This is a genomic window from Aquincola sp. J276 (assembly GCF_024700035.1).
Taxonomy (GTDB): Bacteria; Pseudomonadota; Gammaproteobacteria; order Burkholderiales; family Burkholderiaceae_C; genus Aquincola; species Aquincola tertiaricarbonis.
In genome coordinates this window covers 1,654,509-1,675,835 of the sequence record NZ_JAJONC010000001.1, presented here as the reverse complement: position 1 = coordinate 1,675,835, position 21,327 = coordinate 1,654,509, and the positions used below count along the sequence as shown (strand labels likewise).

Sequence of the window (21,327 nt, the reverse complement as noted above, 5' to 3'; positions counted from 1 at the left end):
AGGGAACACCCTCCTACCGCTGCCCTTGTTCATCCATTAACTTGCGGCCGGCCGTTGCAGTGCAGCGGCGCAGGTGATGGCTCTCAAGGAGACAAGCGGATGAATACCGGATCGATCAACACGTCGCGTCGTTTGCTCACCCTCGGCCTGGGTGCCGCCATGGCGGCGGGCTCGGCAGGGGTGTGGGCGCAGGCCAAGCCGCTGGCGGGGCAGACCGTCAAGCTCATGTGGATCGACCCGCTGTCGGGCCTGATGGGCCCGGTGGGCACCAACCAGCTCAAGAGCCTGCAGTTCTTCGCCGAGAAGTTCAGCGCCACCAACCCGGCCGGCGTGAAGTTCGAGGTGATCGGCATGGACAACAAGCTGAGCCCGACCGAGAGCCTGAACCACCTGAAGGCGGCCATCGACCAGGGCATCCGCTATGTGCTGCAGGGCAACGGCTCGTCGGTGGCCATTCCGCTGATCGACGCCATCAACAAGCACAACGAGCGCAACCCGGGCAAGGAGATCATCTTCCTCAACACCGCCGCGGTGGACCCGGACCTGACCAACAGCAAGTGCAGCTACTGGCACTTCCGGTATGACGCCGACACCTCGATGAAGATCGAGGCGATGACCACCTTCATCAAGGGCCAGGCCGACATCAAGAAGGTGTTCCTGCTCAACCAGAACTACTCGCACGGCCAGCAGGTGGCGCGCTACGCGAAGGATGCGCTCAAGCGCAAGCGCCCGGATATCGAGATCGTCGGCGAGGACCTGCATCCGCTGGCCCAGGTGCGCGATTTCGCGCCCTACATCGCCAAGATCAAGGCCTCGGGCGCCGACAGCGTGATCACCGGCAACTGGGGCTCCGACCTGTCGCTGCTGGTCAAGGCCGCCACCGAAGGCGGCTACAACGGCAAGTTCTACACGTACTACGCCGGCGTCACCGGCACGCCCACCGCACTGGGCAACAACGGCGCCGGCCGCGTGTACCAGGTGGGCTACAACCACTACAACATGGGTGGCCAGATCGACGCCTGGATGAAGGAGTTCCAGACCAAGTTCAGCGACGACTTCTACACCGGCTCCATCATCCGCATCTACGAGACGCTGGGCGCCGCGATGGCCAAGGCCAAGAGCACCGACCCGGTGAAGGTGGCCCCGGCGCTGGAAGGCCTGAAGCTCACCAGTGCCTTCGGCGGCGAGGTGGAGATGCGCAAGGCCGACCACCAGCTGCAGCAGACGCTCTACATCACCGTGTGGCAGAAGGCGGACAGCAAGTTCCCGTATACGCCCGAGAAGACCGGCATGACGCTGGCGCCGGTGGCCGAGTTCGCGCCCTACGTGTCGAGCACGCCCACCAGCTGCCAGATGAACCGGCCTTCCTGACGTCGTCGTCGTCCTCCCGCCGTGCCGGCCCCGGGTGGCCGTGCGCCGACCCTGAACCGACACTGCGCCGATGGAACTGTTCACGATATCGATGCTCAACGGGCTGAGCTACGGGCTGCTGCTGTTCATGCTCAGCTCCGGGCTCACCCTCATCTTCAGCATGATGGGCGTGCTCAACTTCGCCCACGCCAGCTTCTACATGCTGGGCGCCTACGTGGCGTACTCCATCGCGCGGCTGGTGGGCTTCTGGCCCGGGCTGGTGCTGGCGCCGCTGGCGGTGGGCGTGCTGGGTGCGCTGTTCGAGCGCACCTGCCTGCGCAAGGTGCACAAGTTCGGCCATGTGCCGGAGCTGCTCACCACCTTCGGCCTGTCGTACGTGATCCTGGAGCTGGTGCAGCTGGTGTGGGGCCGCACGGCGGTGGAGTTCACGCCGCCGCCCGCGCTGCAGGGCCCGGCCTTCACGCTGGTGAATTCGTCGGTGCAGGGCATGAGCGTCGTGTGGGGCGCCGCGCCCGAGGCGATGTGCCGTGCCGCCGACGCAGCGGTACGGGTGGTGTGCTCGCCGTTTCCGGCCACCCGCGGCTTCATGATGGTGGTGGCCCTGGCCATGCTGGTGAGCCTGTGGCTGCTGCTCACCCGCACCCGAGTCGGCCTGGTGATCCAGAGCGCGCTCACGCACCCCGAGATGGTGGAGGCGCTGGGCCACAACGTGCCGCGGGTGTTCATGCTGGTGTTCGGCGCCGGCTCGGCGCTGGCAGGACTGGCCGGCGTCATCGGCGGCAGCACCTTCGTCACCGAGCCGGCGATGGCCGCCACCGTGGGCTCGGTGATCTTCGTGGTGGTGGTGGTGGGCGGCATGGGCTCGCTGGCGGGGGCCTTCGTGGCCTCGCTGCTCATCGGCGTCATCCAGACCTTCGCGGTGGCCATCGACGTCTCGGTGCTCGACGTGGTGCGGCTCGTGGGCCTGCAGCCGGGCGACCAGGCGGCCAACCATTCCTTGTTGCGATTGACCATCTCCCAAGTGGCGCCCATCCTGCCTTACCTGTTCCTGGTGCTCATCCTGATCTTCCGGCCCAAGGGCCTGCTGGGCACGCGGGAGGGTTGAATGGGCCAGCGTCAATTCCATTTCCGGCCCTACAACGTCGGCCGGTGGTTCGTGTGGGGCGGCTTCGCGCTGCTGCTGCTGGTGCTGCCCAAGCTGTTTGCCAGCAGCCTGGCCGTCACCATCCTGTCGCAGATCGGCATCGCGGTGGTGGCCTGCCTGTCCTACAACATGCTGCTGGGCCAGGGCGGCATGCTCAGCTTCGGCCATGCGGTGTACACCGGGCTGGGCGCCTTCGTGGCCATCCATGCGCTCAATGCCATCTCGGGCGGCAGCCTGCCCATCCCGGTGAGCCTGCTGCCGCTGGTGGGCGGCGTGGCCGGCATGTTCTTCGCGGTGCTGCTGGGCTGGGTGACCACGCGCAAGTCGGGCACGCCGTTCGCGATGATCACGCTGGGCCTGGCCGAGCTGGTGTTCGCGATGAGCCTGATGGTGCCGGAGTTCTTCGGCGGCGAAGCCGGCGTGGCCGGCAACCGCGTGGTGGGCAAGCCGGTGTGGGGCATCAGCTTCGGGCCGCAGATCCAGGTGTACTACCTGCTGGCGTTCTACACCTTCGTGTGCACCGCGCTCATGTTCGCCTTCACCCACACGCCGCTGGGCCGCATGCTCAATGCGGTGCGCGACAACGCCGAGCGCGTGGCCTTCATCGGCTACAACCCGCAGCGGGTGCGCTACACCGCCTTCATCATCGCGGGCTTCTTCGCGGGCGTGTCGGGCGGCATGTACGCGCTCAACTTCGAGATCGCCACCGCCGAGGTGGTGGGCGCGGGCCGCTCGGGCGCCTACCTGCTGTTCACCTTCCTGGGCGGGGCCACCTTCTTCTTCGGTCCCATCATCGGCGCGGTGCTGATGGTGCTGGCCACGGTGCTGCTGTCGGAGTTCACCAAGGCCTGGCTGCTGTACCTGGGCCTCGTCTTCCTGTTCATGGTGATGTATGCGCCGGGCGGCATCGCCAGCCTGCTGATGATGAACCTGCGCGTGGCCGCCTTCGGCAAGCTGCGCGCGCTGTGGACGGCCTACCTGGCCCTGGGCGGCACCGCGCTGGTGGTGCTGGCGGGCGCGGGCGCCATCGTCGAGATGATCTACCACCTGCAGCTGGATGCGGCCCTGGGGCCCACCGTCAAGTACCTGGGGGCCACGCTCAACATCGAGCACTTCGACACCTGGTTCGGCGCGGTGTTCGTGATGGCCGTGGGCATCGCGCTGTTCGAGCTGAGCCGCCGGCAGTTCAAGCACGAATGGGCCGAGGTGCAGACCGACATCGAGCGCACGCTGCGCCGCCGCGAGGAGGCACTGTGATGGCCACCGCTGCTGCACACCCGGCCGTGCAGGGCGCCGGCCCCGCGCTGGAGCTGGTGGACCTGCATAAGTCCTTCGGCAAGACGGCCATCATCCGCGGCGCCAGCCTGGCGGTGCAGCCGGGCGAGCGGGTGGCCATCATCGGCCCCAACGGCGCGGGCAAGAGCACGCTGTTCAACCTGATCAGCGGCCGCTTCGGCGCCAGCAGCGGGCAGATCCGGCTGCACGGCCAGCGCATCGACGGGCTGGAGCCCTACGAGATCAACCGCCGCGGGCTGGCGCGCAGCTTCCAGGTGAGCAACCTGTTCAACCGGTTGAGCGTGTTCGAGAACCTGCGCTGCGCGGTGCTGTGGTCGCAGGGCCACCGCTATGCCTTCTGGAAGGCGCTGAGCCGCCTGCGCGATGCCAACGAGCGCGCCGAGCAGCTGATGGAGATGATCCGGCTGCACAAGAAGCGCGACACGCTGGCGATGAACCTCACCTATGCCGAGCAGCGTGCGCTGGAGATCGGCATCACCATCGCCGGCGGGGCCGACGTGGTGCTGCTGGACGAGCCGACCGCCGGCATGAGCAAGAGCGAGACCAAGCGCTTCATCGAGCTGATCCGCGAGGTGACGGTGGGCAAGACGCTGCTGACGGTGGAGCACGACATGGGCGTGGTGTTTGGCCTGGCCGACAAGATCGCGGTGCTGGTGTACGGCGAGGTGATCGCCTTCGACACGCCGGATGCGGTGCGGGCCAATGCCCGCGTGCAGGAGGCCTACCTCGGCTCGGTGCTGGCCGAGACGCAGGCCGCGGAGGCCAAGGCATGCTGAAGCTGACCGACCTGCATGCCTTCTACGGCAAGAGCCATGTGCTGCATGGCGTGAACTTCGAGGTGCGGCCCGGCGAGATCGTCAGCCTGCTGGGGCGCAACGGCTCGGGCCGCTCCACCACCGTCAAGGCCATCATGGGCCTGGTGGATGCGGCCGGCAGCATCACCTGGCGCGACCAGCCGCTGATCGGCAGGAAGGCCTTCGAGATCGCGCACCTGGGCATCGGCTACGTGCCGGAGAACCGGGACATCTTCCCCAAGCTCACGGTGCACCAGAACCTGATGCTGGGCGAGAAGCGCGGTGGCGGCGGCAAGAAGCCGCGCTGGAGCTTCGACGACATGTACGCCATGTTCCCGCGGCTGAAGGAACGCCAGCACACGGAGGCCGGCGTGCTGTCGGGCGGCGAGCAGCAGATGCTGACGCTGTGCCGGACGCTGATGGGCGACCCCGACCTGATCATGATCGACGAGCCCACCGAAGGCCTGGCGCCCAAGATCGTGGAACTGGTGGCCGAGTACCTGCGCGAGCTCAAGCGCCGCGGCATCTCGGTGCTGCTGGTGGAGCAGAAGCTCACCATCGCGCTGGAAGTTTCCGAGCGGTGCTTCGTGATGGGCCACGGGCAGATCGTGTTCGAGGGCACCCCAGCCGCACTCAAAGCCGACAACTACGTCCGAAAGGAATGGCTGGAGGTTTGAGCACCCGGTCCCGTGGGTACACGGTCCCACCCGCCAAGCGGGTTGCGCGGCCGCCTTGGGGCGGCCCGGCGTGGGCCGCGGGCGTGCGCGTCGCTAGGGTATCCACGGGGGTCTGGCAAGGCCCCTTGTCACGGCAGGGACAGGATTTTTGCTGCACCGCTTCCTAGAATCGAACGATCGTTCTTTTTCCGCGCTTCCTGAGGAGACACCCCCATGACAGCCAGCTACGAGGTCCGCGGCCATGTCGCCGTGATCACGCTGAACAACCCGCCGGTCAACGGCCTGGGCTACGAGACCCGCAAGGCCACGGCCGAGGGCATCGACCGGGCCAACGCCGATGCGGCGGTGCAGGCCATCGTGATCACCGGCGCCGGCAAGGCCTTCTCGGGCGGCGCGGACATCCGCGAGTTCGGCTCGCCGAAAGCGCTGGCCGAGCCCAACCTGCTGTCGCTCATCAAGGTGGTGGAGAACAGCGACAAGCCGGTGATCGCGGCCATCCACAGCGTGTGCATGGGCGGCGGGCTGGAACTGGCGCTGGGCTGCCACTACCGCGTGGTGGCACCGGGTACGCAGGTGGCGCTGCCCGAGGTCAAGCTGGGCCTGGCGCCCGGTGCCGGCGGCACGCAGCGCCTGCCGCGGGTGCTGGGCGTGGAAGTGGCGCTCAACATGATCGTCAAGGGCGATCCGGTCAAGAGCGAGGTGCTGGCCGCGCTGCCGGGCCAGAAGCTGTTCGACAAGGTCGCCGAGGGCGATGTGCTGGAAGCCGCGCTGGCGCTGGCCGAACAGGTGGCCACGGTGCGGCCGCTGCCGCTGGTGCGCAACCTCAAGGCCCGCCACCCCGAGGGCGATGCCTACTTCCAGTTCGCGCGCAACACCGTCAAGGCGATGGCGAAGAACTTCCCCGCACCGGCGCGCTGCGTCGATTGCGTGGAGCAGGCCACCAAGGCCCGCAACCTGGACGACGGCCTGGCCTATGAGCGAGAGGCCTTCATCGCGCTGATGATGACGCCCGAGAGCAAGGCCCTGCGCCATGCCTTCTTCGCCGAGCGCGCGGCCAGCAAGATCCCCGACGTGCCCGAGGACACGCCGCAGCGCAAGATCGAGAAGGTGGCGGTCATCGGCGCCGGCACCATGGGCGGCGGCATCTCGATGAACTTCCTGAACGCCGGCATCCCGGTGACCATCCTCGAGACCAAGCAGGAAGCGCTGGACCGCGGCGTGGCCACCATCCGCAAGAACTACGAGGCCCAGGTCAAGAAGGGCAAGCTCAAGCAGGACAAGTACGACCAGCGCATGTCGCTGCTGAGCACCACGCTGGACTACGGCGACATCAAGGATGCCGACCTGGTGATCGAGGCGGTGTTCGAGGAACTGGGCGTCAAGGAAAAGGTGTTCGGCACGCTGGATGAAGTGATGAAGCCCGGTGCCATCCTGGCCTCCAACACCTCCACGCTGGACGTCGACAAGATCGCCGGCTTCACCCGGCGGCCGCAGGACGTGGTGGGCATGCATTTCTTCAGCCCGGCCAACGTGATGAAGCTGCTGGAGGTGGTGCGCGGCAAGGAGACGGCCAAGGACGTGCTGGCCACGGTGATGTCGCTGGCCAAGAAGATCAAGAAGACCGCGGTCGTGTCCGGCGTGTGCGACGGCTTCATCGGCAACCGCATGATCGAGCAGTACAGCCGCCAGGCCGGTTTCCTGCTGGAAGAAGGCGCCACGCCGCAGCAGGTGGACAAGGCGGTGGAGCGCTTCGGCTTCGCGATGGGCCCGTTCCGCATGGGCGACCTGGCCGGCAACGACATCGGCTGGGCCATCCGCAAGCGCCGCTATGTCGAGAAGCCCGACATGCGCTACAGCAAGACCGCCGACCTGCTGTGCGAGATGGGCCGCTACGGCCAGAAGACCGGCGCCGGCTGGTACGACTACGTGCCGGGCAAGCGCGATGCGATCCCGTCGCCCGTGGTCAACGACATGATCGAGAAGCACCGCGCCGAGCTGGGCATCACCCCGCGCAAGATCAGCGACGAGGAGATCGTGCACCGACTGGTGTATTCGCTGGTGAACGAGGGCGCCAAGATCGTCGACGAGGGCATCGCCAGCAAGGCCAGCGACGTGGACATGGTCTACCTCACCGGCTACGGCTTCCCGCTGCACCGCGGCGGCCCGATGAACTATGCCGACACGCAGGGCCTGTTCAACGTGGTGCAGACGATGAAGCGCTTCGCCAAGAACCCGCACGACGATGCCTCGTTCTGGGAGCCGGCGCCGCTGCTGGCGCGCCTGGCCGCCGAAGGCAAGAGCTTCAACTGAACAAGACGGGGAGAACCACATGACTTCCGCACTGATCGTCTCCACCGCCCGCACGCCCCTGGCCAAGAGCTGGAAGGGCAGCTTCAACATGACCCACGGCGCCACGCTGGGCGGCCATGCGGTGGCCGCGGCCGTCGAACGCGCGGGCATCGAGCCCGGCGTGATCGAGGACGTGCTGATGGGCTGCGCCAACCCCGAAGGCGCCACCGGCGCCAACATCGCCCGGCAGATCGCGCTGCGCGCCGGGCTGCCGCTCACCGTCTCGGGCGTCACCGTCAACCGCTTCTGCTCCAGCGGCCTGCAGACCATTGCGATGGCCTCGCAGCGCGTGATCGCCGGCGAGGGCGATGCCTACGTGGCCGGTGGCGTGGAAAGCATCTCCTGCGTGCAGCAGGAGATGAACAAGCACATGCTGGCCGAGCGCTGGCTGAGCGAGAACAAGCCTGCCATCTACATGACGATGCTGGAAACCGCCGAGACGGTGGCCAAGCGCTACGGCATCCCCAAGCAGCGCATGGACGAATACGGCGCCGCCAGCCAGCAGAAGGCCACCGCCGCGCGCGAGGCCGGCCGCTTCTCCGACGAGATCGCGCCGATCACCGTCACTGCCGGTGTCGCCGATCCGGTGATGGGCCTGACGACGAAGCAGGTCACCGTCAGCACCGACGAGGGCATCCGCCCCGGCACTACGCTGGAGGCGGTGCAGGGCATCCGCAGCGCACTGCCGGGCGGCGTGATCACCGCCGGCAATGCCAGCCAGTTCAGCGACGGCGCCGGTGCCTGCGTGGTGGTCAGCGAGCGCCATGCCGAGCAGAAGGGCCTGAAGCCGCTGGGCCGCTTCCTCGGCTTTGCGGTGGCCGGCTGCGAGCCCGACGAGATGGGCATCGGCCCGGTCTATGCCGTGCCCAAGGTGCTGGCCCGCCTGGGCCTGACCGTGGACGACATCGACCTGTGGGAGCTGAACGAGGCCTTCGCGGTGCAGGTGCTGTACTGCGCCGACAAGCTGGGCATCCCGATGGACCGGCTGAACGTCAACGGCGGCGCCATCGCGCTGGGCCACCCGTATGGCGTGAGCGGCCAGCGCCTGACTGGCCATGCGCTGATCGAAGGCAAGCGCCGCGGCGCCAAGAAGGTGTGCGTCACCATGTGCATCGGCGGCGGCATGGGCGCGGCCGGCGTGTTCGAGGTGCTGTGACGTCCTGCCCGGCATGAAGACCTACCGCGACACGCTGGACTTCCTGCTGCAGCACTGGCTGCAGCTGGATGCGCTGTTCACCCGCGAGCGTTTTGCCGACCATTCGGCCGAGACCGTCACCTCGGTGCTGGACACCTGCGAGCGGCTGGCGCGCGAGAAATTCGCGCCCTTCAACCGCCTGGCCGACACCGAGGAGCCGCACTTCGACGGCGAGCGGGTGCACCTGCCGCGGGCCACGCACGAGGCGGCGCTGGCCTATGCCGACAGCGGCATGATCGCCGCGGCGCAGCCCTATGAGTTCGGCGGCATGCAGCTGCCCTTCGTGGTGCAGCTGGCCGCGGCCGGCTTCTTCAAGCTGGGCAGCGTGGCGATGAGCGCCTACGGCATGCTCACCGCCGGCAATGCCAACCTGCTGATGGCGCACGGCACGCCGCTGCAGCGCGAGGTGTTCGCCAAGAACGAATTCGCCGGCCGCTGGTTCGGCACCATGTGCCTGTCGGAGCCGCAGGCCGGCTCCAGCCTGAGCGACATCGCCACCCGTGCGGTGCCCGATGGCGAAGGCTTCGAGGCCGATCCGCTGGGCCCGCGCTACCGGCTCACCGGCAACAAGATGTGGATCTCGGGCGGCGAGCACGAGATCACCGAGAACATCGTGCACCTGGTGCTGGCCAAGATCCCCGGCCCCGACGGCAAGCTGCTGCCCGGCACCCGCGGCATCTCCCTTTTCATCGTGCCCAAGCGGCTGATCGACCCCCAAGGCCAGTTGACCGGCGAGCGCAACGACGTTGTGCTGGCCGGCCTGAACCACAAGCTCGGGTATCGCGGCACGACCAACACCTTGCTCAACTTCGGCGAGGGCAAGCACATGCCGGGCGGCGCGGCCGGCGCCATCGGCTACCGCGTGGGCGAGGCCGGGCAGGGCCTGCGCTGCATGTTCCACATGATGAACGAGGCGCGCATCGGCGTGGGCTTCGGCGCCGCGATGCTGGGCAGCGCGGGCTACGAGGCCAGCCTGGACTACGCCCGCAACCGCAGCCAGGGTCGCCCGATGGGCCCGGCCGGCAAGGACGCCACGCAGCCGCCGGTGCGGCTGATCGAGCATGCCGACGTCAAGCGCATGCTGCTGGCGCAGAAGGCCTATGTGGAAGGCAGCATCGCGCTCGGCCTGTACTGCGCCCGCCTGGTGGACGAGCAGCACACCGGCAGCGTGCAGGCCGCCGACGAGGCCCGGCTGCTGCTGGAGGTGCTCACGCCCATCGCCAAGAGCTGGCCCAGCGAATGGGGCCTGGAGGCCAACAGCCTGGCCATCCAGGTGCATGGCGGCTATGGCTACACCCGCGACTTCCCGGTGGAGCAGCACTGGCGCGACAACCGCCTGAACATGATCCACGAGGGCACCCACGGCATCCAGGGCCTGGACCTGCTGGGCCGCAAGGTGGTGATGGACGGCGGCGCGGGCCTGAAGCTGCTGGCAGGCCGCATCAGCGACACCGCCCAGCGCGCCGGCCAGGTGGCCGGGCTGGCCGCGCGTGGCAATGCGCTGGGCGCGGCGCTGCAGCGGGTGGGCGCGGCCACCAAGTCGGCCTGGGCGTCGGGGGTGCCGGAAGACGCGCTGGCCAATGCCACGCCCTACCTGCAGGCCTTCGGCCACCTGGTGCTGGCCTGGCTGTGGCTGGACGTGGCGGTGGCCGCGCAGGCCGCCGGCCCCGGCCTGGCCGAGCCGCGACGGCAGGGCACACTGTCGGCCATGCATTACTTCTTCGACTTCGAGCTGCCGAAGATCGACGCCTGGCTGGCGCCGGTCGCTGCCCGCAACACGCTCACGCGCGAGATGCGCGACGACTGGTTCTGACCCTGGGGCTGCCGATGAAGCCCCAGACGATGGAGAAGCTGGTGTGGGTGCTGCTGTACGGCGGCATCATCCTCGCCACCCTGGGCTATTTCGTGGCCCGCACCGACGAGAACGCCGGCCTGCTGATGCAGGCCTGCGGCGGCGTGGCCGTGGCCGGCGGCGTGCTGCTGATCTGGCTGCGCTCGCGCATCCGTGGGCAGTAGCCTGTCTAGACAAGTGAGGAGAACGTGATGAGCACACCCGTGATGAAGCTGTTCGACCTGACCGGCCAGGTGGCCCTGGTCACCGGCGGCTCGCGCGGCCTGGGGCTGCAGATCGCCGAGGCCCTGGGCGAGGCCGGTGCCAAGGTCATGATCACCTCCCGCAAGGCGGCCGACCTGGAGGAGGCCGCCGCCCACCTGCAGGCCAGGGGCATCGACACGCGCTGGATCGCCGGCGACGCCGCCAAGCCAGAAGACGTGCAGAAGGTGGTCGACGAGACCATGGCCCGCATGGGCCGCATCGACATCCTGGTGAACAACGCCGGCGCCACCTGGGGTGCCCCGGCCGAGGAGCATCCGCTCGAAGCCTGGGACAAGGTGATGAACCTGAACGTGCGCAGCCTGTTCATGTTCGCCCAGGCCGTGGGACGCGCCAGCATGATCCCGCGCAAGTCGGGCCGCATCATCAACGTGGCCTCCATCGCCGGCCTGGCCGGCAACCCGCCGACGATGAAGACGGTGGCCTACAACACCAGCAAGGGCGCGGCGGTGAACTTCACCCGCGTGCTGGCCGGCGAGTGGGGCGCGCACGGCATCAATGTGAATGCGCTGGCGCCGGGTTTCTTCCCCAGCCGCATGACGCACGGCCTGCTGGCCGCGGTGGGCGCCGAGAAGATGGCCGCCGCCGCGCCGCTGAACCGCCTGGGCGACGACGACGACCTCAAGGGCGCCGCGCTGCTGCTGGCCTCGGCCGCGGGCAAGCACATTACCGGGCAGGTAATCGCGGTGGACGGCGGCGTCAGCGCCATCTTCGGCGGATGACCACGCCCGCCGCGGGCCTGCCTTCGCTGGCCCACATCCCCTTCCTGGCACACCTGGGCTGCGAGCTGCTGCGCTTCGACGGCGGGCATTCCGAGCTGGCCCTGACGCTGAACGAGCAGCTCACCAACGCCTGGGGCATGGCCCATGGCGGCGTGACGATGACGCTGCTCGACGCCGCCATGGGCCATGCTGCCCGCAGCCCCGACGAGCCCGGTGGCGAGCCGCGCACCGGCGTCGTCACCATCGAGATGAAGACCACCTTCATGCGGCCCGGCCTGGGCCGCCTGCGGGTGCAGGGCCGGGTGATGCACCGCACGCTCACCATGTCGTTCTGCGAAGCCAGCGTGCTGGACGAGAAGGGTGCCCTCGTTGCACATGCCACCGGCACCTTCAAGCACCTGAAGTCCCTCACCGTCGGCGGCATGAAGGTCCGCCGCGGCGGCGCGTCGGACTGACGCTCGCCCACCCCACAGGAGAAGACCATGACCACGATCAACCGCCAGATCCACCTCGTCTCGCGCCCCACCGGCGAGGCCACCGCCGACAACTTCAAGCTGGTGGAAGCCACCGTGCCCGACGAGCTTGCCGATGGCCAGGTGCTGGTGCGCAACCATTATCTGAGCCTGGACCCGTACATGCGCGGCCGCATGAACGACACCAAGAGCTATACCGCACCGCAGGCCCTGAACGAGGTGATGGGCGGCGGCACCGTAGGCGAGGTGGTGGCCTCGAAGAACTCGGGCTTTGCCGTCGGCGACAAGGTGGTGGGCATGGGGGGCTGGCAGGAGTACCAGCTTCTGGACGGAGACACCCGGGGCGCACTGCGCAAGGTGAGCACCGAGCATGTGCCGCTGCAGGCCTACCTGGGCGCGGTGGGCATGCCCGGCGTGACCGCCTGGTACGGCCTGACGCAGATCATTGCACCGAAGGAAGGCAACACCGTGCTGGTGAGCGCGGCCAGCGGCGCCGTGGGCAGCGTGGTGGGCCAGCTGGCGAAGGCCCGTGGCGCCCGCGCGGTGGGCATTGCCGGCGGGCCCGAGAAGTGTGCCTTCGTCATCGACGAACTGGGTTTCGACGCCTGTGTCGACTACAAGCAGCACACCGACCTGAAGAGCCTGTCGCAGGCGCTGAAGCAGGCCGCACCGGACGGCATCGACGGCGTCTTCGAGAACGTCGGCGGCCTGGGCCTGGACGCCGCGCTGCAGCGCATGAACGCCTTCGGCCGCATCGCCCTGTGCGGCATGATCGCCGGCTACAACGGCGAGCCCATCCCGCTGCAGCAGCCGCAGCTGCTGCTGACCAACCGGCTGCGGGTGGAAGGCTTCATCGTCAGCGAGCACATGGAGTTGTGGCCGCAGGCGCTGACCGAGCTGGCCACGCTGGTGGGCACCGGCAAGCTGAAGTACCGCGAAAGCATTGCCGAAGGCCTGGCTTCCGCGCCCGAGGCCTTCCTCGGCCTGCTGAAGGGCCGCAACTTCGGCAAGCAACTGGTCAAGCTGGTCTGATGGCCACGCTGGGCTGGACCTGGACCCGCTTCGAAGGCCTGGGGCTGCAGCCGCTGTACGACCTGCTGGCGCTGCGTGCGCGGGTTTTCGTGGTGGAGCAGCAATGCGCCTACCTCGACCCCGACGGCCTGGACGACCAGTGCTGGCACCTGCTGGGCCATGACGCAAAAGGCCGGCTGCTGGCCTACCTGCGGTTGGTGGACCCGGGCGTGAAGTACGAAGAGCCGTCGATCGGCCGCGTCATCACCGCGCCCGAGGTGCGCGGCACCGGCGCCGGCCTGGCGCTGATGTGCGAGGGCCTGGCCCGCTGCCAGGACACCTGGCCCGGCCGCGCGGTGCGCATCAGCGCGCAGGCGCGCCTGCAGCGCTTCTACGGCTCGCTCGGCTTCCAGCCGGTGGGCGACACCTACCTCGAAGACGACATCCCCCACATCGAGATGCTCTGCCCCGCCGAGCATCACTCAGGAGCACAGCGATGAAGGACTTGCCCGGCCGCACGGCCGTGATCACCGGCGCGGCCTCGGGCTTCGGCCTGGAAACCTCGCGCCTGGCCGCCCAGGCCGGCATGAACGTGGTGATGGCCGACGTGCAGGCCGAAGCACTGCAGCGCGCCGCCGAGGAGATCCAGGCGCTGGGCGTGGACGTGCTGCCCTACCGGCTCGATGTCTCCAAGGCCGCCGAGGTCGAAGCGATGGGTGCCGCGGTGCAGCAGCGCTTCGGCGCGCCGCACCTGGTGTTCAACAACGCCGGCGTGGGCAGCGGCGGGCTGATCTGGGAGCACAGCGCCAAGGACTGGGAATGGGTGCTGGGCGTCAACCTGATGGGCGTGGTGCACGGCGTGCGTGTGTTCACGCCGATGATGCTGGCCGCCGCGAAGGCCGACCCGCAATGGCAGGGCCACATCGTCAACACCGCGTCGATGGCCGGCATGGTGAACATGCCCAACATGGGCGTGTACAACGTCAGCAAGCATGCGGTGGTGTCGCTGAGCGAAACGCTCTACCAGGACCTGTCGCTGGTGACCGACCAGATCAGCGCCTCGGTGCTGTGCCCGTTCTTCGTGCCCACCGGCATCCACCTCAGCGAGCGCAATCGCCCGGCCGACCTGGCGGACGAAGCGCAGCAGCAGACGGTGAGCCAGAAGATCTCGCGCGCGATGTCGGCCAAGGCCGTGAGCAGCGGCAAGGTGACCGCCGCCCACATCGCCCAGAAGGTGATGGACGCGGTGCGCGAGCGTCAGTTCTACGTCTTCAGCCACCCGCATGCGTTGAAGACGGTGCAGCAGCGCATGGACGACGTGCTGCAGCATCGCAACCCCAGCGACCCCTTCGCCGACCGGCCCGACATCGGCGCCACGCTGAGGGCTTCGTTGCGGGGGTGAGTCGAGCCCCCAAGCTCGCTGCGCTCGCGGCCCCCCGGGGGCGCTCAAGTCCTTGGGGCGGCCCGGCGGACTTGAGTCGGCCCCCCAGTTCGCTGCGCCCGGGGCGGCTGCAACAATGCCGCCATGCTCATCGTCCACAACACCCTGCACCGGCAGCATGCCGGCCGCCACGAGATGTTTCGCGGTCGGCTGGTGCCGTGCCATGAATCACCAGACCGGTTGGACCATCTGCTGGCGGAGCTGCACAAGCGCCCGGTCGGCACGATCACCGAACCCGGCCCGCTGGACGAAGCGCTGCTGGCCCGCATCCACAGCCCGCGCTACCTGCAGTTCCTGGCTGGCGCCTGGGACGAATGGGTGGCGCTGGACCCGGCCAACGCCGAGCTGGATGCGCTGCCGTCGGTATGGCCGGTGCGCGGCTTCCGCGCCGATGTGCTGCCCGCCAACTTCGCGGCACGCATGGGGCTGTTTTCGTTCGATGCCGGCACGCCGCTCACCGCCGGCAGCTGGACCGCGGCGCGCCAGGGCGCAGCCTGTGCCGTGGCCGCCGCGCAGGCGGTGGCCTCGGGCAGCACCCGCAGCGCCTTCGCACTGACCCGCCCGCCCGGGCACCACGCCGGCACCGACTTCTTCGGCGGCTACTGCTTCCTCAACAACGCCGCGCTGGCGGCCCAGACATTGCGCGACGGCGGCTTCGAGCGGGTGGCGGTGCTGGACGTGGACTACCACCACGGCAACGGCACGCAGAGCATCTTCTACGCGCGCGGCGATGTGCTCACCGTGTCCCTCCACGGCGACCCGTCTACCGAGTACCCGTTCTACCTGGGCTACGCCGACGAGCGTGGCGAAGGCGAGGGCGCCGGCTGCAACCTGAACCTGCCGCTGCCACGCGGCACCGGCTTCGCCGATTGGCGCGCCGCACTCGGCCGCGGGCTGGACGAAGTCAAGCGCTTCGGCGCGCAGGCCCTGGTGGTGCCGCTGGGCGTGGACACCTTCGAGGGCGACCCGATCTCCGCCTTCACGCTGCGCAGCGCCGACTACTTCGACATCGGCCGCGACCTGGCTTCGGCCGGGCTGCCCACCGTCTTCACTTTCGAAGGCGGGTATGCGGTGGCCGAGGTGGGCATCAATGCCGTCAACGTGCTGGAAGGGTTTGGGTCGTGAATGCCGATGCCGTGGTCATCGGCGGCGGCCCCGCCGGCCTGATGGCGGCCGAGGCCCTGGCCGCCGCCGGCCGCGAGGTGGACCTCTATGACGCGATGCCGTCGGTCGGCCGCAAGTTCCTGCTGGCCGGCAAGGGCGGCTTGAATCTCACGCACAGCGAGCCCATCGAGCCCTTCACCGAGCGCTACGGCCCGCGGGCCGCCGAGGTGGCGCCGTGGCTGGCCGACTTCAGTCCGCAGGCCATGCGCGACTGGGCCGCAGCCCTGGGCATCGAGACCTTCGTCGGCAGCTCGGGCCGTGTGTTTCCGGTGGACATGAAGGCCGCGCCGCTGCTGCGCGCCTGGCTGCATCGGCTGCGGCTGGCCGGCGTGCGCTTTCATCAGCGGCACCGCTGGCTGGGCTGGACGGACGACGGCGGCGCGCTGCGGCTGCAGGGCCCGTCCGGTGAGCTGACGGTGCAGCCGCGGGCCACGGTGCTGGCGCTGGGCGGCGCCAGTTGGCCGCAGCTCGGCTCCGACGGCCGCTGGGTGCCGCTGCTGCAGGCGCAGGGCGTGGACGTGGCGCCGCTGCAGCCGGCCAACTGCGGCTTCGAGATCGCGCGGCCCGACGGCGAGCGTGGCTGGAGCGAGCACCTGCGCAGCCGCTTCGCCGGCGCCCCGATCAAGCCGGCCGCGTTGCGCTTCACCGCGCACGATGGGCGCCACTTCGAGCGGGCCGGTGAGTTCGTGCTGAGCGACTACGGCGTGGAAGGCAGCCTGGTGTATGCGTTGTCGGCGCTGCTGCGGGACACCGTGGCGGCGCAGGGCAGCGCCCTGCTGCACATCGACCTGCTGCCCACCTTCGATGCCGAGCGTGTGCTGGCCGAGGTGAAGCGACCGCGCGGCACCCGCAGCCTGGCCACGCACCTGAAGAGCCGGCTGGGCCTCGCCGGCGCCAAGGTGTCGCTGCTGCATGAACTCCTGCCACGGGCGCAGCTCGACGACGCGGCCGCGCTGGCCACCGCGCTCAAGGCCCTGCCGCTGACCGTGGTGGCGCCGCGTCCGGTGGCCGAGGCGATCAGCACCGCCGGCGGGGTGGCGCTGCAGGCGCTGGACGAGCGGCTGATGCTGCAGGCCCGCCCAGGCATCTTCATCGCCGGCGAGATGCTGGACTGGGAAGCACCCACCGGCGGCTACCTGCTGCAGGCCACGATGGCCAGCGGCTTGCGCGCGGGCCGCGGCGCTGCCGCCTGGCGCCGGGCCGGCTGACGCATCCCCCAGAGGTAGGAAAACGCCGTGCGCGGCCGCGCGGCGGCTTGAAACAGCAGGCCTGCGGTCGAAGTCCTTCCCACGTCGGATGCTCCGCCGCGGGGAACCTCACATGCACACACCTGCCGCATTCCTGTCGCTGGGCCGTCGCCTGGCGCTGGCCTTCGGGCTGCTGGTCCTGATCAACGGTGCGCTGGGCGCGATGGCGCTCTACCAGATGTCCCGGCTAGACGGGGCGGTGCAGGTCATCGTCGGCCGATGGGTGCCCAAGGGCCAGCTGCTGCTGGAGATCCGGACGCTCACCTCCGACCTGCGGCGGGTGGAACTGGGCCATGTCATCAGCCCGGACGCCGCGTACATGGACACGCTGGAGGACTACCGCGTGCGCATGCGCGCGGCCATGGCCAAGGCGGCCGAGCGCTATGAGCCGATGATCGACAGCCCGCAGGAGCGCGCCGAATGGACCCGCTTCCAGCAGGCCTGGCAGGTCTACAGCGCCGAGCAGGACAAGGTGATGAGCCTGTCGCGCAGCGGCCAGAAGGAGCCGGCCCGGCTGCTGCTGGCGGGTGCCGGCTACGAGGCCATCGGCACGGCGCAGAAGGCGCTGGTGGCGCTGGTGGACCAGGTGGGCCGCGGCGCCAGCGAAGCTTCGGGCGCCGCCGAGCGCGACCATGCGGTGGGCCGCTGGGCCATGCTGGCATTGCTGACGGTGGCGGCAGTGGCGGGGCTGGCGGTGTCGGTGCTCACCACGCGCTGCATCACCCGGCAGGTGGGCGGCGAGCCGCATGACGTGGTGCAGGCGGCCGAGCGCATCGCCCGCGGCGACCTGGCCCATCCGCTGCCCGTGCGCCGGGGCGACGAGCGCAGCATCGTCGCGTCCATGGCCCGCATGAGCGCCAGCCTGGCCACGCTGGTGGGCCAGGTGCGCCAGAGCGTCGACAGCATCGCCACCGGCTCGGCCGAGATCGCCAGCGGCAATGCCGACCTGAGCCAGCGCAACGAGGTGCAGGCCGGCAGCGTGCAGCAGACGGCCAGGGCCATGAACGAGCTGAGCAGCACCGTGCAGCTCAATGCGCAGACGGCCGAGCAGGCGCGCATGCTGGCCGCGGCCACCTCGCAGGCGGCGCAGGAGGGTGGCGCCACCATGTCGCAGGTGGTGCGCACCATGCAGCAGATCGCCGGTTCGTCCAAGAAGATCGGCGAGATCATCGGCACCATCGACGGCATCGCCTTCCAGACCAACATCCTGGCCTTGAATGCGGCGGTGGAGGCGGCCCGGGCCGGCGAGCAGGGCCGTGGCTTCGCGGTGGTGGCCAGCGAGGTGCGGCAGCTGGCGCAGCGCTCGTCGGAGGCGGCGCGGGAGATCAAGTCGCTGATCCAGGCCAGCGGCGAGCGGGTGGACGCCGGCAACCGCCAGGTGGAGGATGCCGGCCAGGCGATGGCCGGCATCGTGGACAAGGTGCAGCAGGTGTCGATGCTGATCAACGACATCTCCGCCGCCACCGCGGCCCAGGCCGCCGGCGTGGCCCATGTGCATGGCGCGGTGGCCGGCTTCGACCACAGCACGCAGCAGAACTCGGCGCTGGTGGAGCAGAGCGCGGCCGCCGCCGACAGCCTGCGCCGCCAGGCCGAAACGCTGTCGCGCCTGGTGGCCGGCTTCCAGCTGGCCGCTACAGCGCGTGCGTGACGAGCTTGAAGTCCGGGTCCTCCGCGAACGGTTTCACCTCGAAGCCCAGCCCGCGCATCAGCTTGAGCATGCCCGGGTTGTTGGTCAGCACCAGGCCCTCGATCTCCGACAGGCCCTTCTCGCGGGCCACGTCCATGATGCATTCCATCAGCCGTGAGCCGATGCCCTTGCCCGCATAGGCATCGGCCACCACCAGCGAGAACTCGCAGCTCGACTGGTCCGGGTTGGTCACGTAGCGCGACACGCCGATGATGCGTTCGGTCTCGACGATGGTGCCGTCGGTGGCGGCCTCGCGCTGCTTGTGCACCGCCACCAGCGCCATCTCGCGGTCGTAGTCGATCAGCGTGAAGCGCGCCAGCATCGGCGGCGGCAGCTGCGTCATCGAGCTGACGAAGCGGAAGTAGCGGCTCTCGGGCGACAGGCTCTGCACCAGGTCCTGCAGCATCTGCGCGTCGTTGGGGTGGATGGGCCGCACCGTGTATTCGCCGCCGCCGCGCATCGGCCACACCTGCTCGTAGCGCGCCGGGTAGGGCAGGATGGCCAGGTGGTTGTAGGGGCTGGGCCCGCTGCCCATGCCCACGCCCTGCGAGGCGCTGTCGACGATGATGCGGGCGTCCACCGCCACCGCGCCCGACTCGTCCACGATGATCGGGTTGATGTCCATCTGGCGCAGCTGCGGCAGCTCGCACACCATCTCCGAGACCCTCAGCAGCACACGCTCCAGCGCGTCCATGTCCACCGGGCTGGCGCCGCGCCATTCCACCAGCGTCTCGGCCACGCGGGAGCGTTCGATCAGCCGGCGGGCCAGGAACTTGTTCAGCGGCGGCAGTTCCATCGCGCGGTCGCGGATCAGCTCGATCATCGTGCCGCCGGCGCCGAACATGATCACCGGGCCGAAGGGCTCGTCGCTCACCAGGCCGATGCAGATCTCGCGGCCGCGCTGGGCCCGCGCCATCTTCTGCACCGTCACGCCATTGAGCCGCGCGCCGGGCTGCAGCCGCTTCACCCGCTCCACCATGTCGTTGTAGGTGTCGCGCACGCCCGCGCCGTTGAGGATGTTCAGCGCCACGCCCTGCACGTCGCTCTTGTGCAGGATGTCGGGCGAGTCGATCTTCAGCGCCACCGGAAAGCCCAGCTGCGTGGCGATCATCATCGCCTCGTTGGCGTTGCGCGCCAGGATGGTGTTGGTCACCGGGATGTGGAAGGCCGACAGCAGCGTCTTCGACTCCATCTCGGTGAGCACCTTGCGGCGCTCGGCCAGCACGCTCTCGATCACCAGCCGCGCGCCTTCGATGTCGGGCTTGGCCAGCGTGGACAGCGGCGGCGGCGTCTGCTGCAGCAGCAGCTGGTTCTGGTAGAACGAGGCGATGTTGCCGAAGGCGCCCACCGCGGCCTCGGGCGTCCGGAAGTTGGGAATGGCCGCCTCGTTCAACTGCTGGCGCGCATTGCCCACCGAGGCATCGCCCATCCAGCAGGCCAGCAGCGGCTTGCTGAGGCTGCGCTTGACGTCCACCAGCGCCGCGGCCACGTCGCCCGAATCACCGCCGGCCTTGGTGGAATAGATGGCCAGCACGCCGTCGATGCCGCGGTCGCGCGAGGCGGCCTCGATGGCCGCGCGGTAGTGCGCGGCGGTGGCTTCTTCCGACAGGTCGATCAGGTCGGCCAGCGAAGCCTGCTCCGGCAGCAGCGGCTTCAGTGCCGTGGCAGATTCCACCGACAGCTTGCCCATCTGCAGGAAGATCTCGTTGACCCAGTCGGCCGCCAGCACACCCGGCCCGCCGCCGTTGGTCACGATGGCCAGCCGCCTGCCCACCGCCCGGTAGCGCGAGGCCAGGCACTTGGCCGCCGAGAACAGCTCGACGAAGGAGCGCACGCGCACCGCGCCGGCGCGGCGCAGCGCCGCATCGAACACGTCGTCGGCACCGACGATGGTGCCGCTGTGCGTGTGCGCGGCCTCGTTGCCCGCGGGCCGGCGGCCGGCCTTCAGCACCACCACCGGCTTGGCGTTGGCCGCCGATCGCAGCGCGCTCATGAAGCGGCGCGCATTGGAGATGCCTTCCAGGTACACGATGATGCTGTGGGTGTGCTGGTCGTTGGCCAGGAAGTCCAGCACCTGCGCGATGTCCACCGCGGTGTTCGGCCCCAGCGACACCACCGACGAGAAGCCCACCGCGTTGTTGCGCGCCCAGTCCAGCATGGAAGAGGTGAGCGCGCCCGACTGCGACACCAGCGCCAGCGAGCCGGTGCGCGCCAGCGGCCCCAGGGCGCTGGCATTGAGCTGCAGCCGCGGCCGCTGCAGGCCCAGGCCGTTCGGCCCCAGCAGGTGCACGCCTTCGCGGCGGGCGATGCGCTTGAGCTCCGCCGCCAGCGCGCCGTCGATGCCGGCCGAGATGATCAGCGCCGAGCGGCAGTGGATGCGGCCGGCCACCTCCAGCGCCGCGGCCACGTCCTGCCGGGGCAGGGCGATGATGGCCAGGTCGGCGCGTGTCTGTGCCAGGTCGGCCAGCGTGCCGCTGGTGTGGATGTCCAGGAAGGCGAGGGTGCCGCTGAAGCGCTGGGCCCGCAGCGCCTCGTGCAACGTGCGGGCCTGCGGCGTCAGGCTGTCGGGCGCATCGGCATCGCCGGCCAGCACCACGATGGATTCGGGGGAGAACAGGGGCGAGAGGTAATGCTTGTCCATGG

General features: G+C 69.3%; 18 protein-coding genes. 17 read left to right on the top strand and 1 reads right to left on the bottom strand.

The genetic code is table 11. The features are described 5' to 3' along the window. Positions 1 to 99: 99 nt before the first annotated feature. From LRS14_RS07655 to LRS14_RS07575, 17 genes are all read left to right on the top strand, one after another. Positions 100 to 1,371 carry a branched-chain amino acid ABC transporter substrate-binding protein gene (locus LRS14_RS07655; RefSeq protein ID WP_404977538.1) on the top strand — a complete coding sequence of 424 codons (1,272 nt, stop codon included), beginning with the start codon at positions 100 to 102 and terminating at the stop codon, positions 1,369 to 1,371. Between the two features lie 70 nt (positions 1,372 to 1,441). Further along, on the top strand, positions 1,442 to 2,476 hold the full coding sequence (locus tag LRS14_RS07650; protein WP_046112314.1) for a branched-chain amino acid ABC transporter permease: 1,035 nt from the start codon (positions 1,442 to 1,444) through the stop codon (positions 2,474 to 2,476). Continuing rightward, positions 2,477 to 3,772 (top strand): branched-chain amino acid ABC transporter permease, encoded by a 1,296-nt coding sequence (locus LRS14_RS07645; RefSeq protein WP_257799143.1) that lies wholly within the window; start codon positions 2,477 to 2,479, stop codon positions 3,770 to 3,772. Next, complete coding sequence (locus tag LRS14_RS07640) at positions 3,772 to 4,587, top strand: ABC transporter ATP-binding protein (protein WP_257799142.1); 816 nt, start codon at positions 3,772 to 3,774, stop codon at positions 4,585 to 4,587. Before LRS14_RS07645 ends, LRS14_RS07640 begins: the two co-directional genes overlap by 1 nt. Then, positions 4,581 to 5,282, top strand: coding sequence for an ABC transporter ATP-binding protein (locus tag LRS14_RS07635; RefSeq protein ID WP_046112311.1), 702 nt, complete (start codon positions 4,581 to 4,583; stop codon positions 5,280 to 5,282). Before LRS14_RS07640 ends, LRS14_RS07635 begins: the two co-directional genes overlap by 7 nt. 213 nt (positions 5,283 to 5,495) lie before the next feature. Continuing rightward, on the top strand, positions 5,496 to 7,592 hold the full coding sequence (locus tag LRS14_RS07630) for a 3-hydroxyacyl-CoA dehydrogenase NAD-binding domain-containing protein (protein WP_257799141.1): 2,097 nt from the start codon (positions 5,496 to 5,498) through the stop codon (positions 7,590 to 7,592). Positions 7,593 to 7,611: 19 nt separating this feature from the next. Beyond that, complete coding sequence (locus LRS14_RS07625) at positions 7,612 to 8,787, top strand: acetyl-CoA C-acyltransferase (RefSeq protein WP_257799140.1); 1,176 nt, start codon at positions 7,612 to 7,614, stop codon at positions 8,785 to 8,787. Positions 8,788 to 8,800: 13 nt separating this feature from the next. Beyond that, positions 8,801 to 10,639 carry an acyl-CoA dehydrogenase gene (locus tag LRS14_RS07620; protein ID WP_257799139.1) on the top strand — a complete coding sequence of 613 codons (1,839 nt, stop codon included), beginning with the start codon at positions 8,801 to 8,803 and terminating at the stop codon, positions 10,637 to 10,639. Positions 10,640 to 10,653: 14 nt separating this feature from the next. Beyond that, entirely contained in the window at positions 10,654 to 10,842 is a 189-nt protein-coding gene (locus LRS14_RS07615) for a hypothetical protein (RefSeq protein ID WP_257799138.1), read from the top strand. Positions 10,843 to 10,869: 27 nt separating this feature from the next. Continuing rightward, positions 10,870 to 11,661 (top strand): SDR family oxidoreductase, encoded by a 792-nt coding sequence (locus LRS14_RS07610; RefSeq protein ID WP_257799137.1) that lies wholly within the window; start codon positions 10,870 to 10,872, stop codon positions 11,659 to 11,661. Beyond that, entirely contained in the window at positions 11,658 to 12,116 is a 459-nt protein-coding gene (locus tag LRS14_RS07605) for a PaaI family thioesterase (protein WP_257799136.1), read from the top strand. Before LRS14_RS07610 ends, LRS14_RS07605 begins: the two co-directional genes overlap by 4 nt. A 27-nt stretch (positions 12,117 to 12,143) precedes the next feature. Continuing rightward, positions 12,144 to 13,166: an NADP-dependent oxidoreductase gene (locus tag LRS14_RS07600; protein WP_257799135.1), complete on the top strand. Its 1,023-nt coding sequence runs from the start codon at positions 12,144 to 12,146 to the stop codon at positions 13,164 to 13,166. Further along, positions 13,166 to 13,645, top strand: a complete 480-nt coding sequence (locus LRS14_RS07595) for a GNAT family N-acetyltransferase (RefSeq protein WP_257799134.1) — start codon at positions 13,166 to 13,168, stop codon at positions 13,643 to 13,645. The genes LRS14_RS07600 and LRS14_RS07595 overlap by 1 nt, the downstream gene beginning before the upstream one ends. Further along, positions 13,642 to 14,547 carry an SDR family oxidoreductase gene (locus LRS14_RS07590; RefSeq protein ID WP_257799133.1) on the top strand — a complete coding sequence of 302 codons (906 nt, stop codon included), beginning with the start codon at positions 13,642 to 13,644 and terminating at the stop codon, positions 14,545 to 14,547. The genes LRS14_RS07595 and LRS14_RS07590 overlap by 4 nt, the downstream gene beginning before the upstream one ends. A gap of 123 nt (positions 14,548 to 14,670) precedes the next feature. Beyond that, positions 14,671 to 15,711: a histone deacetylase family protein gene (locus LRS14_RS07585; protein WP_257799132.1), complete on the top strand. Its 1,041-nt coding sequence runs from the start codon at positions 14,671 to 14,673 to the stop codon at positions 15,709 to 15,711. After that, a complete protein-coding gene (locus LRS14_RS07580) occupies positions 15,708 to 16,958 on the top strand; it encodes a TIGR03862 family flavoprotein (RefSeq protein ID WP_257799131.1) in 1,251 nt (416 codons plus the stop codon). The genes LRS14_RS07585 and LRS14_RS07580 overlap by 4 nt, the downstream gene beginning before the upstream one ends. Positions 16,959 to 17,070: 112 nt before the next feature. Then, the gene (locus tag LRS14_RS07575; protein WP_257799130.1) at positions 17,071 to 18,645 is read left to right on the top strand and encodes a methyl-accepting chemotaxis protein; all 1,575 of its coding nucleotides are present in this window, start codon (positions 17,071 to 17,073) and stop codon (positions 18,643 to 18,645) included. Here LRS14_RS07575 and LRS14_RS07570 read toward each other — a convergent pair. After that, a complete protein-coding gene (locus LRS14_RS07570; protein ID WP_257799129.1) occupies positions 18,629 to 21,325 on the bottom strand; it encodes a bifunctional acetate--CoA ligase family protein/GNAT family N-acetyltransferase in 2,697 nt (898 codons plus the stop codon). The genes LRS14_RS07575 and LRS14_RS07570 overlap by 17 nt on opposite strands. Positions 21,326 to 21,327: the final 2 nt, after the last annotated feature.